The organism is Streptomyces sp. NPDC031474, assembly GCF_055581185.1.
On sequence record NZ_JBVIJX010000031.1, the window covers coordinates 52472 to 66781 of the forward strand.

Annotated in this window: 9 protein-coding genes; all 9 read left to right on the forward strand. The window is 71.5% G+C overall.

Features of this window, described 5'->3' with window-relative positions:
• Positions 1 to 81 precede the first annotated feature (81 nt).
• Positions 82 to 681: a GTP-binding protein gene (locus ACZ5SK_RS43395; protein WP_334583509.1), complete on the forward strand. Its 600-nt coding sequence runs from the start codon at positions 82 to 84 to the stop codon at positions 679 to 681.
• Between the two features lie 475 nt (positions 682 to 1156).
• Positions 1157 to 2917, forward strand: coding sequence for an FAD/NAD(P)-binding protein (locus ACZ5SK_RS43400; RefSeq protein WP_334583508.1), 1761 nt, complete (start codon positions 1157 to 1159; stop codon positions 2915 to 2917).
• 71 nt (positions 2918 to 2988) lie between these two features.
• On the forward strand, positions 2989 to 4017 hold the full coding sequence (locus ACZ5SK_RS43405) for an LLM class flavin-dependent oxidoreductase (RefSeq protein WP_361709269.1): 1029 nt from the start codon (positions 2989 to 2991) through the stop codon (positions 4015 to 4017).
• A gap of 494 nt (positions 4018 to 4511) precedes the next feature.
• Positions 4512 to 5420 carry a S1 family peptidase gene (locus tag ACZ5SK_RS43410; RefSeq protein ID WP_334583507.1) on the forward strand — a complete coding sequence of 303 codons (909 nt, stop codon included), beginning with the start codon at positions 4512 to 4514 and terminating at the stop codon, positions 5418 to 5420.
• A gap of 185 nt (positions 5421 to 5605) precedes the next feature.
• Positions 5606 to 6493: a slipin family protein gene (locus tag ACZ5SK_RS43415; protein WP_334583506.1), complete on the forward strand. Its 888-nt coding sequence runs from the start codon at positions 5606 to 5608 to the stop codon at positions 6491 to 6493.
• 230 nt (positions 6494 to 6723) lie between these two features.
• Positions 6724 to 7806: a S1 family peptidase gene (locus tag ACZ5SK_RS43420; protein ID WP_334583505.1), complete on the forward strand. Its 1083-nt coding sequence runs from the start codon at positions 6724 to 6726 to the stop codon at positions 7804 to 7806.
• Between the two features lie 323 nt (positions 7807 to 8129).
• Positions 8130 to 8654 carry a hypothetical protein gene (locus tag ACZ5SK_RS43425; RefSeq protein ID WP_334583504.1) on the forward strand — a complete coding sequence of 175 codons (525 nt, stop codon included), beginning with the start codon at positions 8130 to 8132 and terminating at the stop codon, positions 8652 to 8654.
• Positions 8655 to 8712: 58 nt separating this feature from the next.
• Positions 8713 to 10710, forward strand: a complete 1998-nt coding sequence (locus ACZ5SK_RS43430) for a hypothetical protein (protein WP_457495731.1) — start codon at positions 8713 to 8715, stop codon at positions 10708 to 10710.
• 587 nt (positions 10711 to 11297) lie between these two features.
• Positions 11298 to 14310, forward strand: a 3013-nt coding sequence (locus ACZ5SK_RS43435) for a DNA polymerase III subunit alpha (RefSeq protein WP_361709260.1), incomplete at its 3' end; no start/stop codon positions are given.

The window sequence follows — 14310 nt, forward strand, 5'->3', positions numbered from 1 at the left end:
GGACGCCGTCACGGTGAGCGGTGAGCACTCCCGGGACGTATCTCCCGCCAAGGACGCGGACGCTCGAAAGGACCAGGGACCATGCCCGGGCGCTCTGACAAGACCGTTCCGCTCGCCGTGAAGATCGTGGTGAGCGGGGGCCTCGGGGTCGGCAAGACCACCTTCATCGGGGCCGTCTCCGAGATCGAGCCGCTCGACACGGAAGCGGCGATGACCCAGGTGTCGGTGGGGGTCGACTCGCTCGAGGGCGTGGAGTCCAAGACGACGACCACCGTCGCGCTGGACTTCGGGCGGATCAGACTCGATCCGACCATCGCGCTGTATCTGTTCGGGACGCCGGGCCAGGACCGCTTCTCGTTCCTGTGGGACGACCTGGTGGAGGGCGCGCTGGGAACGGTCGTCCTCGCGGACACCCGGCGCATCGAGGAGTGTTTCCCCGCGCTCGACTACTTCGAGGCCCATGACGCGCCGTTCGTCCTCGCGGTGAACCGCTTCGACGGCGCCGAACGGTTCGAACTGGAGGAGGTGCGGGAGGCGTTGGGGCTCGGAGCGGACGTTCCCGTGCTGGAGTGCGACGCGCGGGAGCGGGGGTCCGTGCGGGATGTGCTGGGGGCGTTGATGGATCGGGTGATCGGGACGCGGGCCGCGCCCCGGCGTCGGGCTGTGGTGGCACGAGGATGAGGGGAGGGTGAGGCGGGAGTGGCGCGTGGGTGAAGGCGGAACTGGCGAGGCGGGAACGCGAAGAGGCGCCCGACAACCGGGCGCGCAGTGGGTCAGCTCAACAGGAACAGGACCACACGCGACCGAAGTCGATGTGGGAGCGGGTGACCAGCCACTGCTGCGGATGCATGGGCCAAGTGGAACAGGTCTCCGGTTACCCGTCAACTGAGCTGAGACGTATGGCTCACAGTTCGGACAGCCTTGACAGTGAGGGGAAACACCCCCGTACTCTCGCTGTACGGCCCTGCTGAGGGGCTCGGCCGTATCTCCTGCCGTGTGGTGAAGGCGCCCACCCGTGTCACGGAGCCTTCGCATGCCTTCCGAGCCCCCTGCCGTACCCCCGACCCGCCCCCCGGTGACTCACCCGACCGACCTGACTCATCCGTCCCACCCGTCTCGCTCGATTCACCCGACTCACCCGACGCGGCGGTCCCTCGTGATCGTCGGGGCCGGGCCGCGGGGGACCGGTCTCATCGAGCGGATCGCCGCCAACGCGCCCGAGCTGTACGCCGGTCATGCCGGTCACGCCGGTTCGGGCCTCGACATCCATCTCGTCGACCCGCATCCGCCGGGCGCCGGGCGGATCTGGCGGGCGGCCCAGTCGCCGCTGCTGTGGATGAACTCGCACGCCGAGGACGTCACCATGTTCACCGACGAGACGGTGGAGATGGCCGGGCCCGTGCGGCCCGGACCCACGCTGCACGAATGGGCCGGCCTCGACGGGCGCACCTTCGCCGACCGGCAGATCCAGGGGTCCTATCTGCGCTGGGTGCACGAACAGGCCGTCGCCGCCCTGCCCCCGTCCGTCGCCGTCCATCACCACCCACGGCGCGCCCTGCGGGTGAGCGGCTCCCGCGAGGGACGCCAGCAGGTGTGGCTGGAAGGCCGCCCCAGACCCCTGCTCGCCGACCTCGTCGTCCTCACCCTCGGCCATCTCGACGCCGAACTCGACGAGGAACAGCGCGCGTTGGCGGCATACGCACGCGAGCACGATCTCGTCCATCTCCCGCCCGACTTCACCGCCGACAGCGACCTGTCCGCACTCCGGCCGGGCGAACCCGTCCTGGTGCGCGGCTTCGGGCTCGCCTTCGTCGACCTGATGGTGCTGCTCACCGAGGGACGCGGCGGACGCTACGAGGGGGACACATACGTGCCGTCGGGGCGGGAGCCGGTGCTGTATGCCGGCTCGCGGCGCGGAGTGCCGTACCACTCGAAGATCGGCTACGACTGGACGGGGGAGCGGCCGCCGCTGCCCCGGTTCCTGGGGCCCGCCGAGATCGACGGGCTGCTCGCGCGGCCCGGCGGGTTCGACTTCCGGCGGGACGTGTGGCCGCTGGTGGAGAAGGAGCTGGGCTTCGCCCACTACCACCGGCTGTTCACCGTGCACACCGAGCGGACCGCGATGGCCTGGACCGACTTCGAGGAGAAGTACGCGGCCGCGTCCGAGGGGGCCGAGCGCCAGGCGCTGGTGGCGTCCGCCGTGCCCGATCCGCGGGACCGGCTCGACCTGGCCGCGCTCGACCGGCCGTTGGAGGCGGTGACGTACGGGACCTTCGAGGAGTTCCAGGAGGGGCTGCGCGGATACGTCGAGGGTGACCTCGCTCGCCGTCACGATGCCGGGTACAGCCCCGACCTGGCCGTGTTCCTCGGGTTGTTGTCCGTCTACGGGCAACTGGTCCGGCTCGGCGACATCGGGTCCTGGTGGCACGGGTTCTTCAGCTACCTCGCCTCCGGGCCGCCCGGACCCCGGCTGCGGCAGCTGCTCGCGCTGTCCCGGGCAGGGGTGCTGAAGTTCGTCGGCGCCGACATGGCCGTACGCGCCGAGGACGGGGTGTTCCGGGCGTCCGGGGCGACCGTGCCCGGTTTCTCGGTCGAGGCGCGGGCGCTGGTGGAGGCCCGGCTGCCCGAGCCGACGCTCAGGCGCGCCCTCGACCCGCTGCTGCGCGCCCTGCACACCGACGGCGCCGCCGAGACCGCGGACGGGCTGCTGCGGGTGGACCGTGCCGACGGGCGGGTCCTGGACCGGGCGGGCCGGCCGCACCCACGGCGTTTCGCGCTCGGGCCGCACACCGACGGTCGTACGCCGGGAGCCTTCACCCGGCCGCGCACGGGCGGTCCGGCGTTCCGGCAGAACGACGCCACCGCACGGGCCGTCCTGGTGTTCCTGCGGGACCTGGGCGCCGACGCCGTCGGGTGAACCGGCCCCGTTCGGTCGGCTCAGGTTCGTTTCGAAGCGCCCCACACAAGCGTCACAGAAAGGGTTCTCCCATGACCTCATCGTCGACCTCATCGCGCGGCCGGGGCCTGCTGCACCTGGCCGCCGCGGTCGACCTGCCCGGGGTGCACGACATCGGCCCCCACGTCGAGCTGGCGCGGCTCGCCGAGCGCGGCGGGCTCGACTTCGTGACGCTGGACGACAGCTTCGCCCGGCCCGGCCCGCACGCGTCGGCCGTCCTCGCCCAGGTGGCGCCCGCCACGCACCGGGTCGGACTGGTGCCCACGCTCACCACCACCCCCACCGAGCCCTTCGACGTCCAGGCGACCATCGCCACCCTCGACCGGGTCAGCCGGGGCCGGGCCGGCTGGCGGATCGACGTGTCGACGACTCAGGCCGGTGAAGTCGCCGACGCGGTCGCGAAGTCGTGGGGCAGCTGGGAGGACGACGCCGAGACAGGGGAGGTGCCGACCGGCCGTCTCATCGACCGCGACAAGCCGCCCCAGGTCGGCTTCACCGCCTCGACGTTCTCGGTGCGGGGTCCCTCCTCCAGCGTGCCCAGACCTTCGCGGGGACACCCCGTGCGCGTCATCGACGCCACCGAGGGACACGCGCGGTCCACCGCCGCCCGCCACGCCGACGTGGCCCTCGTGCGCGCGACGAGCTCCGCGCAGGCCCGGGCGGTCCGCGACCAACTGCGGTCCGACGCGGCCGGGTTCGGGCGTGACCCGAACTCCCTGCGGGTCCTGGCGAGCCTGCTGATCGACCTCGGCGACGGCGAGCACGCCGCCGAACCCGGCCACGGCGGAGGCGGCCCCCGGCCGACCGCGCAGGGCCCGCTCTACCGCGGCGGCCCGGTCGACCTCGCCGACCTGATCGCCTCCTGGCACCAGGACGGCACCGTCGACGGCTTCCACCTCACCCCCGTCGAACCGCGCCGCGACCTGGAGCGTCTGGTCAACGGCACGGTGGGGCTGCTGCAACACCGTGGCCTGTTCCGCACCTTCTATCCGGGCAGTACGCTCCGCGAGCACCTGGGGCTGACCCGGCCCGCCCACCAGTACGTGGGAGGAGCGCCATGAGGTCGGGCCGCTGCCCGAGATCGTCCCGGCGCCGGTCCCACCCGGAGAGCTATCCGGACGGTTGACTTCCGGACATCCGGCGTCGCGCGCCCCGGCGCACCCGACGCGGCCGGATGCACGAGGGTGGGCGATCAACCTCCTGTACTGCCTCCGTGCGCCTTGCCGTCGCATTGGGCTGTGCCGCCGCGTCGCCGGGGAACACCTGTGACGTGGTGGTCGAGGCAGGAGAGCGCAACCCGGTCTGAGCTGGGGCAAGAGGGGCTGTAAGAGGCCTGCGGGAGGGCGGCGAGTGGACTCGACTCACGCCGCTCGTTCAAGATCTGACGGCCGAAAGGCGCCCTTGCGCCGACCGGCCGTTCGGCCGAATACTCCCCCTCAGCGCTTGTCAGGGTCACGGCGTGTCCGGAATTCGGACGAACGTCGGTCCTGACTGCGCCTCACGGGCCCCGACCCCACACGACGGGCCCCCGACTTCCCCTGGGAGGGAACGAAACGTGAGGATCAAGCGCACCACCCCCACCACCCCCACGAGCGGCATCTCGAGACGGATCCGGCTGACCGCCGTAGCGACCGGACTCGTGGCCGCGGCCGCCATCGCGATCCCCAACGCGAACGCGGCCGACACCGCCACCTTCAGCACCGCGCAGCTCAAGAGCGCGAGCACCTCGGTGCTCAACGCGGACGTCCCGGGCACCGCCTGGGCCGTCGACAGCAAGACCGACCGGCTCGTGGTCACCGTCGACAGTACGGTGTCGCAGGCCGAGATCGCGAAGATCAAGGAGCAGGCGGGCAGCAACGCCGGCGCGCTCACGATCAAGCACACGCCGGGCCAGTTCAAGAAGCTGATCACCGGCGGCGACGCCATCTACGGCGGCGGCTACCGCTGCTCGCTCGGCTTCAACGTGCACAGCGGGAGCACCTACTACTTCCTGACCGCCGGCCACTGCGGTGAGGTCGCCTCCACCTGGTACTCCAACTCGGGCCAGAGCTCGACGCTGGGCACGAACGTCAGCTACAGCTTCCCGACCAACGACTTCGCCCTGGTGCGATACACCAACTCGTCGGTGGCCCACCCGAGCTCGGTCGGCAGCCAGACGATCTCCAGCGCGGCCACCCCGAGCGTCGGCACCACGGTCTACCGCCGCGGTTCCACGACGGGCACCCACAGCGGCCGGGTCACCGCCCTGAACGCCACCGTCAACTACGGCGGCGGCGACGTCGTCTACGGCATGATCCAGACCACGGTCTGCGCCGAGGGCGGCGACAGCGGCGGCCCGCTGTACGCGGGCAGCGTGGCCTACGGTCTGACCTCCGGCGGCAGCGGCAACTGCAGCTCCGGTGGTACGACCTTCTTCCAGCCGGTCACCGAGGCGCTGAGCTACTACGGCGTGAGCGTCGGCTGACGGTCCCGGCCGGCGAGTCCCCCGAGTTCCACGAGCTTCGCGATTGAGGGGCGAGCCCCCGTACGCAACCGGCGTGCGGGGGCTCGCTCTTGTCCGTTGGGCGGAGTTACCGTCGGAGTACAGGCAGTGATGCGCAGTGCTGCGCAGAGTGCTGCACCGAGTGCTGCGGACCCTTGGGGGCCGGCATGGTCGAGGAACTGGTGGCGGCGGGAGTCGCGCTCGTGTCCGCCGGAGCGGTGTACGTGATGGCGGCGGCGCGAGTCGTCAAGCAGTACGAGCGGGGCGTGGTCTTCCGGCTCGGGAAGCTCCGGCCCGAGGTGCGCGGCCCCGGGCTCACCCTGATCGTTCCGGGCGTCGACCGGCTCCGGAAGGTCAACATGCAGATCGTCACGATGCCGGTGCCGGGGCAGGAGGGCATCACCCGGGACAACGTCACCGTGCGGGTGGACGCCGTCGTCTACTTCAAGGTGACCTCGCCGGCCGAGGCGGTCGTACGGGTGGAGGACTACCGCTTCGCGGTCTCCCAGATGGCCCAGACCTCCCTTCGGTCCATCATCGGCAAGAGCGAGCTGGACGATCTGCTCGCCGACCGCGAAAAGCTCAACCAGGGACTGGAGTTGATGATCGACAGCCCGGCGGTGGAGTGGGGCGTGACCATCGACCGGGTCGAGATCAAGGACGTCTCCCTGCCCGAGACGATGAAGCGGTCCATGGCCCGGCAGGCCGAGGCCGACCGTGAGCGACGGGCCCGGGTCATCAACGCCGACGCCGAACTCCAGGCGTCGAAGAAGCTCGCCGAGGCCGCCAAGGAGATGTCCGAGCAGCCGGCCGCCCTCCAACTGAGACTGCTGCAGACGGTGGTGGCGGTGGCCGCCGAGAAGAACTCGACGCTGGTACTGCCGTTCCCGGTGGAGTTGCTGCGGTTCCTGGAACGGGCCCAGCAGCCGCTGCCCGCGCCGCCCGCGCCGGGGACGCCCGCGGCGGAGAAGCCCGCGGCGGAGAGGCCCTCATCCGGGCCGGCCGCACCGGAGATGAAATCCGGTCAGGCCCAGACCTCGCCCGTCCGCACATGATTACTCGCACGTAGCATTTGCAGTGCGAATCCTCAAGCCTCCTGTTGGCCCTTCTGTGGCGCCGGGGTGGTGAAGGCGCGAAGGGCGCGCCGTGCTCACCCTGTGCGCGTCCCGAAGGCGACCTTGTGTGCTCCCTGTGTCGTTCGGAAGAGTGGGCGCCCGCCAACCAGCCTTCCGGCCCGGCGCGGTCCCCACAACCGTCCGGGCCGACCCCCACAGGAGGACGCGAGTTGAAGCACCGACGTATACCCAGGCGGCGGGCGGTCATGGCGGGAGCGGGTGTCGCCGCGCTCGTCGCGGCGGGAGTCAGCTTCCAGACTGCGAACGCCGGCGAACCTGCGAAGACCCCGCAGCCCGCCACCCTCTCGGTCCTCGCGGCCGGAAAGCTCGCCTCGACGCTCGGCGAGGCCCTCGGCGTCGACGCGGCGGGCACGTACTACGACGCCCGGAGCAAGAGCCTCGTGGTGAACGTCCTCGACGAGGGCGCCGCGAAGACCGTCGAGGCGGCCGGCGCCAAGGCCAGACTCGTCGAGAACTCCCTCGCCGAACTGACCGGAGCCCGTACGACGCTCAAGACGGACGCGACCATCCCGGGCACCGCCTGGGTGACCGACCCGACCGCCAACAAGGTCGTCGTGACCGCCGACCGCACCGTCTCCGACGCCGCGTGGGCCAAGCTCGCCAAGGTCGTCGACGGGCTCGGCAAGGTGGCCGAACTCCAGCGCACCAAGGGGGAGTTCAAACCCTTCATCGCCGGCGGCGACGCCATCACCGGCGGCAGCGGGCGCTGCTCGCTCGGCTTCAACGTGGTCAAGGGCGGCGAGCCGTACTTCCTGACCGCAGGGCACTGCACCGACGCCATCTCCACCTGGTCGGACTCCTCCGGCGCGCAGCTCGGCGCCAACGAGGTCTCCAGCTTCCCGGGCAACGACTACGGCCTGGTCAAGTACACCTCCGACGTCGACCACCCGAGCGAGGTCGACCTCTACAACGGCTCGGCCCAGCGGATCACCGGCGCCGCAGGGGCCACCGTCGGCATGAAGGTCACCCGCAGCGGCTCGACCACCCACGTCCACTCGGGCACGGTCACCGGACTGGACGCCACGGTGAACTACGGAAACGGCGACATCGTCAACGGTCTGATCCAGACCGACGTCTGCGCCGAGCCCGGCGACAGCGGCGGCTCCCTCTTCTCGGGCAGCAGCGCCATCGGCCTGACCTCGGGCGGCAGCGGCGACTGCACCTCCGGCGGAGAGACGTTCTTCCAACCGGTGACCGAGGCCCTGTCGGCGACCGGCACACAGATCGGCTGACGCCCCGCTCACGGAGGTCCCGCCCGCGCGAGGGGGTGGGACCTCCGTCATGAGGCCGTGCACTGGACATGGCCGCCGGAGACCAGACCCACTGGGGACCCGTCTGGAGCGTGATGCGGACACTCAGCGAACTGCACGGAGCGGAGAACGTCCGGATTGTCGTCGGGTTCCACTGACCCCACACCCGCGACAGAGCACCGCCTGCCCCATGGGAGGAGAGCAGTCAGCCGGCCCAGGTAATTCGCGGGCAGTGCGCCCAGTGACCGCCCTATCGTGTACCGCTGCCGTCCAAGCCGGGACGGCCCGACGGGAGAGGCGGCGGAGTGCCGGACGCATACGAGGTCATGCTGAACGCCGAGTTGAGCAAGGCCTTCGACGTGTGGTCCGGCTATCTTGACGCCCGGACGGGTGAGGACCCCGAGGTCCGTGCCCGACTGCGCTCCATGTTGGAGTCGGCCCGCGCGGCCGCCGCCGAGGGCGATCCCGTATCCGCGCGCGCCTTGGTGGCGGACATGTATGACGACGCCCGGGAAGCCGCCCTTCCCTGGGCTCCCTCGCCGCCCCGCCCCTGTGAGGCGGACCGGCAGGCGCGCGACTACGCCAAGGACGCACTGCCGCAGGTGCTTCCTCTGGGCTTGCGGGACCGTCTCGACGGCATCGTGCTCTCCCTGTACGTCCTGGGCCGCCGCCTTGAGACCGTCCCCGGCCTCGACGCGGCCACCCGCCAGGACGTCCTCTACATCACCGCCCGCGCCGGGATGGCACTCGACCTCGCCCACCCGGCCGCGGCGCGACGTGAACTCGAACGCCTGAAGGCGATCGGGCGACGCTGGGGCGTGGAGCCCTGAGAGCCGAGTCGGAACAGGTGAACAGGTGAACAGGTGAACAGGTGGGGGAGAGGTACCGATGAGTGACGTCTTCGCGCGGCTCGACGCCATCGACTGGGCGGCGCTGAGGCATGCCTATGGTGCGGCCGAAGACGTGCCCGGCATGCTGCGGGATCTCCACCGGCCGGAGAAGGCCGTCGACGCTGCCGACGATCTGCTCACGCACGTCCACCATCAGGGCGGCGGGGTCTACTCCTCGGCTCCGGCCGCTCTTCCCTACGTCGTCGAGGCCGCCGCGGACCCGGCCATCGCCGCGGACGTCCGCCATGAGCTCCTCTACCTCGTCGGGGCTCTGGCGTACGCGGCGAACACCGCCGAACCCCGCTTCGTCGACTCGGCCTGGCCCGCCGCGTGGGACGTGGCGGTGGCGGACCTGCTGCCGCTGCTCGACGCCCCGGTGGCGGTGAACCGTACCGCTGTCGCGGACGCCCTCGCCGAGGCCCACCACCGCGCCGACGAGGTGATCGCGGCGCTGCGGGCACGGTGGGCCGTGGAGCCCGACCCGGAGACGAGGTTCCAGCTCGTGGACTCGGTCGGCTCGTTGGCCGCCCACGCCGGTGAACAGCGGGGCGCCGCCCTCGGCTGGCTGCGGGAACTCATGGACGGCGCCGAGCCCTTCGTACGCCTCGTCGCGGTGCAGGCACTGCGCCGCGCGCTGCCGGGGCAGGACGACATCGTGCACGCGCGGACGGTGTGCGAGGTGCTGTCCGGCAGTGAACCGGAGACCTGGCGGCCTGATGGAGGCACGGCCAAGCCGACGGTCGTCTGGGCCCTCGGCCTGCTGGGAGAGGACCGGGCGGCCCTGGCCGACACGACCCGCAGACTGCTCGGGCACCCGGACCCCGCCGTGCGCGCGGGCGCACTGGAGACGGCCGCCATGGCGCTCAGTCGTCGGCGCTCCGCGGTACCGGAGCTGCTGCCGGCCGTAGCCCGTTCGCTGTCCGACCCCGAGCCCGACAACCGGCTCTTCGCCGCCCGGGTCCTCGGCATGTGCGGGTACGCCGCCCGCCCCTGGGCAGACGCGCTGGCGGCCATGGTGACGGACGAGGGTGAGCCGTACCTGGCCGCCCAGTCCCACGCGATCTGGGCACTGTCCCGGCTCGGCGACGTGCGGTGCGTACCACCGTTGGCGCGGCGCCTGGCGGCCGGGGCGCGGCTCGGGTTCGCGCACCACTCGTCCTACGCTGACGGCTGGTGGACGTACGAGCTGAGCCTGAGCGAGGTCGCCGGGGGGCTCGGCGCCCATGCCGACGTGCTGCTGCCCCCGTTGCGGGCACGGCTCGCCGCCGCCTCCACCCTCGACGAACGCCGCGGGCTCTGCCAGGTGCTGGAGTCATGGGGCGCCGCGGCCGACTCCGCGATCCCGGACCTACTGGGCCTCCTGGACACCGACGCCGCGGTGTGGGCGCTGGACGCCCTCGCCGCGATCGGGCCGTCCGCGGCCGAGGCCGTGCCCCGCGAGCGGCTGCGCGCCCTGCTCGACGCCCCGCCCGCGGGCCAGCTGTTCGCACCGCGCTGCCTGGCGCTCGCGTACGGGCGGCTGACCGGCGACCGGGAGCCCGCGCTGGCGCTGCTGCTTCCGCAACTGGGCGAGCCGTATGGCAAGGAAAACGCCGTCATGCTACTGGGGGAACTGGGGCCGGAGGGCGCCCCGTACGTCGGGCAGCTGCGCGAGCTCCTCCCCGTGCTCAAGGTGGGTTGGCTGCCGCTGCGCGTCGGCGAGGCGCTGTGGCGGATCACCGGACGGGCCGACGAGGTCGTTCCGGTCCTCGTCCGGGCGATCACCCCGTTCGCCGAACGGGGTGGCGCCTACCGTGCGGTCGCCGAGACGGTGAAGCTGCTGGCCGAGATCGGCGCGGACGCCGCCCCTGCGGAGCCTGCCCTGAGGGCGTTCCTCGACACCGACGAGCGGCCCGTCCGGCACGGAACCTGGCGCTCCGTCCCGGAGGACGACGAGCTGTGCGACGCCGCGCGCGCCGCACTCCTCGCCATCTCCGCATCCGACGGCGCCGCCTGACGCCGCGCGGGTGGGCGCAGATGACGCGTCTCTGCGGCTGGTCGACCTCTGCCTTGCGGCGCACGCGGACTCCTCGTCGGGACGTGGGTGTGCCGAGATGGAGCGGACCGCGCGTGAGTGTGGATTCGTCCCTGGGGCCTTGTTCCCTGCGCTCGACCGGTTGGAGGCATCCCTCGTCTCGTGGAGCGTGGCCCTCGACTCGGGAGATCTGTGCTCGTCAGTGGGCAGTCGACCGGTCCGACAGCGATGTGAAGCCCGAGGGCTGATGCGACCGGCCTGACACTCGATCTGTTACGGAAAGTGGCGGTCCTGCTGCAAACCGTTGTTGATCAGTCCATGTCGAGTCACTGATATGGCGGCCGGCGGGGTGCATGTCGCAGGGGTCATTTCCCCAACCCAACTGATCTGCCTGGTGGGCGAGGTGACGGACTGGCGCCTTTTCGGCCACTGCTCACCTCGCCAAAGAATCGCTTACGTGTTCGAATCTAGTCGCTGACCGGGGCTGATGGGGCTAGAGTAATCGAACGAGCGTACGATGAGTATATCGGGCTTATGGCTGAAAAGGGGTGGAGTGATGGAGGTGCGACATGGCGGGCTTCGCTCATCTGCACGTCGCGTCCGGTTACTCCGAGCGCTACGGCGCGGCCCATCCCGAGCATCTCGTTCTGCGGGCGGCCGAGCGGGGCGTGACGGCGCTCGCGCTCACCGACCGGGACACGGTCACCGGCGCCGTCCGGTTCGCGCGGGCCTGCGCGGGAGCCGGGGTCCGGCCGGTCTTCGGTATCGACCTGGCGGTGGAGGCCCTCGCGCCCCCGCCGCCCGCACAGCGACGCCGCACCCCGGTACGCGGTGGCGCGCACGTCGTCGAGCCGCCGCTGCGGTTCGTGCTGCTCGCGCAGAACCGGGCCGGATGGGCGCGGCTGTGCCGCATCACGTCGGCCGCCCACGCCGGTACCGCGTCCGGGGAGGCCCCGGTGGTGGTGCCGTGGGAGGCGCTGCGCGAGTACGGCGGTCCCGGTCTGACCGTGCTGCTCGGGCCGCTCTCGGAGCCGGTGCGGGCCTTGGCGGCCGGGCGGGAGGACGTCGCGATGAAGCTGCTGGCGCCGTGGAAGGAGATCTTCGGGAGGGGAGTCAGGTTGGAAGCCGTTGCGCAGAAACGTTTCGGCATGGCCCCTGGGTCCCTGCGCCTCGCCGCCCGCACCCTCTCCCTGGCCGACCGCACCCGTACCCCCGCCGTCCTCACCAACGCCGTCCGCTACGCCGACCCCGACCAGCACCGCCTCGCCGACGTACTGGACGCCGCACGACTGCTGCGGCCCATCGACCGGCGCCACCTGGACAGCGGACAGCGCTGGCTCAAGGACGAGAGCGGAATGAAGGTCGTCGCGCGGATGGTGGCTGAGTGCGCCGGAGCGGACGTTCAAAGGGCCCGCCGCCTGATGGCGGACACCACGGACACGGCTGCGGCGTGCATCGTCGACCCGGTAGCGGACCTCGGGCTCGGCACCCGGCACTTCCCGGAACCGTCGCTCTTCGGCGCCGAGCCTCGATCAGGCGGCGCCGCACAACTGCTGCGCAGGCAGTGCGAGGAGGGCCTGGCTCGGCGCGGCCTCGACCGCGACCGTGCGGTGCTCGAACGGCTGGCCGAAGAGCTTAAAGTGATTTCCGCGCTGGACTACGATTCGTACTTCCTCGCCGTCGGCCAGGTCGTGACCGACATTCGGGCCAAGGGCATTCGGGTCGCGGCCCGCGGCTCGGGCGCCGGTTCCATGGTCTGCCACGCCTTGGGCATCGCCACCGCGAACCCGCTCGATCACCGTCTGCTGTTCGAACGCTTCCTGAGCATGCGCCGGGCATCCCTGCCCGACATCGACATCGACGTGGAGTCCGCCCGGCGGCTGGAGTGCTACGACGCGATCTTCGACCGGTTCGGCAAGGAACGGGTCGCCGTCACCGCCATGCCCGAGACCTACCGGGCCCGCCGCGCCCTGCGCGACACCGGCCTCGCCCTGGGGATCGCGCCCGCAGACGTCGACCGGATCGCCAAGAGCTTCCCGCACCTGCGTGCCTCCGACATCAGGGGCGCGCTCGCCGAACTGCCCGAACTGCGGCAGCTGGCGGCCGAGGCGCACCGGTACGGACCGCTGTGGGAACTCGCCGAGGGCCTCGACTCCCTGGTCCACGGCATGGCCATGCACCCCTGCGGCGTGGTCATCAGCGACGCCACCCTCCTGGATCGGCTGCCGGTGCAGCCCACCCCGCAGGGCGACTACCCCATGGCGATGGCGGCGAAGGAGGAGATCGAGGACCTGGGCAACATCAAGCTGGACGTCCTGGGCGTACGCATGCAGTCCGCGATGGCCCACGCCGTCGCCGAGATCGAACGGACCACCGGCAACCACATCGACCTGGACGACCCGAAGCAGGTGCCGCTCGACGACGTCTTCGCCTTCAAGCTCATCCAGGAGAGCCAGACCCTGGGCCTGTTCCAGCTGGAGTCGCCGGGACAGCAGGATCTCCTGTCCCGGCTGCAGCCCCGGGATCCGCAGGACGTCATCGCCGACATCAGCCTCTTCCGCCCCGGCCCGGTCGCCGGTGGCATGCCCGAGCGGTACATCGCCGCCCGCCACGGCGGCACACCGTCGTACGCCCACCCGGACCTGGAGCCGGTGCTCGCCGACACCTACGGCGTGACCATCTGGCACGAGCAGATCATCGAGACCTTCGCCGTGATGACCGGATGCGACCGCGCACTGGCGGAGATCGCCCGCAGGGCACTCGGGGACAAGGGACGCCTGCCCGGGGTCAAGGACTGGTTCCATCGCCGAGCGCAGGTCCGTGGCTACAGTGCGACCGTGCGGGACGAGGTCTGGAAGACCGTCGAGGCCTTCGGCGCCTACGGCTTCTGCCGCGCGCACGCGGTCGCGTTCGCCGTACCGGCTCTGCAGAGCGCGTGGCTCAAGGCGCACTACCCGGCGTACCTGCTGGCAGGTCTTCTCGAACACGACCCCGGTATGTGGCCCAAGCGGGTCCTGGTCTCCGACGCCCGTCGGCGCGGCGTGCCGATCCTGCCCGTCGACATCAACTGCTCCCAGGTGAAGCACACCGTGGAGAAGACCGACGCGGAGCAGTGGGGTGTGCGGCTCGCGCTGTCCGCGGTGCACGGCATCAGCGAGGGGGAGTGTGCTCGGATCGAAGAGGGGCAGCCATACGGATCGCTGTCGGACTTCTGGCAGCGGGCACGCCCCAGCAGGCCGGTCGCCGAACGCCTCGCGGAGATCGGTGCCCTGGACTGTCTGCACGACGGCCGACTCACGCGCCGCGACCTGCTGCTGCAGATCGCCGAACTCCACCGGGCCTCCCACGCCCGGTCCGCGGGCAAGGGCCAGCTACCCATCGACACGAACGCCGTCGGCGGAGCGGAGCCGACCGGCCTGCCGGAGATGAGCGGACGCGAAGCCCTGAGCGCCGAGCTGAGCACCCTCGGTATCGACGTCTCCAGGCACCTGATGGAGCACCATCACCGGTTGCTGCGCGAGATCGGCGCGACCGACGCGGCCCACCTGGCCGGACTGCGCGCCGGTCAGCAGGTCCTCGTCG

Bases quoted from the DNA above. Each gene is read 5' to 3' on its own strand.
- ACZ5SK_RS43395 (WP_334583509.1), top strand. From the start codon at position 82: ATGCCCGGGCGCTCTGACAAGACCGTTCCGCTCGCCGTGAAGATCGTG.
- ACZ5SK_RS43405 (WP_361709269.1), top strand. From the start codon at position 2,989: ATGACCTCATCGTCGACCTCATCGCGCGGCCGGGGCCTGCTGCACCTG.
- ACZ5SK_RS43415 (WP_334583506.1), top strand. From the start codon at position 5,606: ATGGTCGAGGAACTGGTGGCGGCGGGAGTCGCGCTCGTGTCCGCCGGA.
- ACZ5SK_RS43430 (WP_457495731.1), top strand. From the start codon at position 8,713: ATGAGTGACGTCTTCGCGCGGCTCGACGCCATCGACTGGGCGGCGCTG.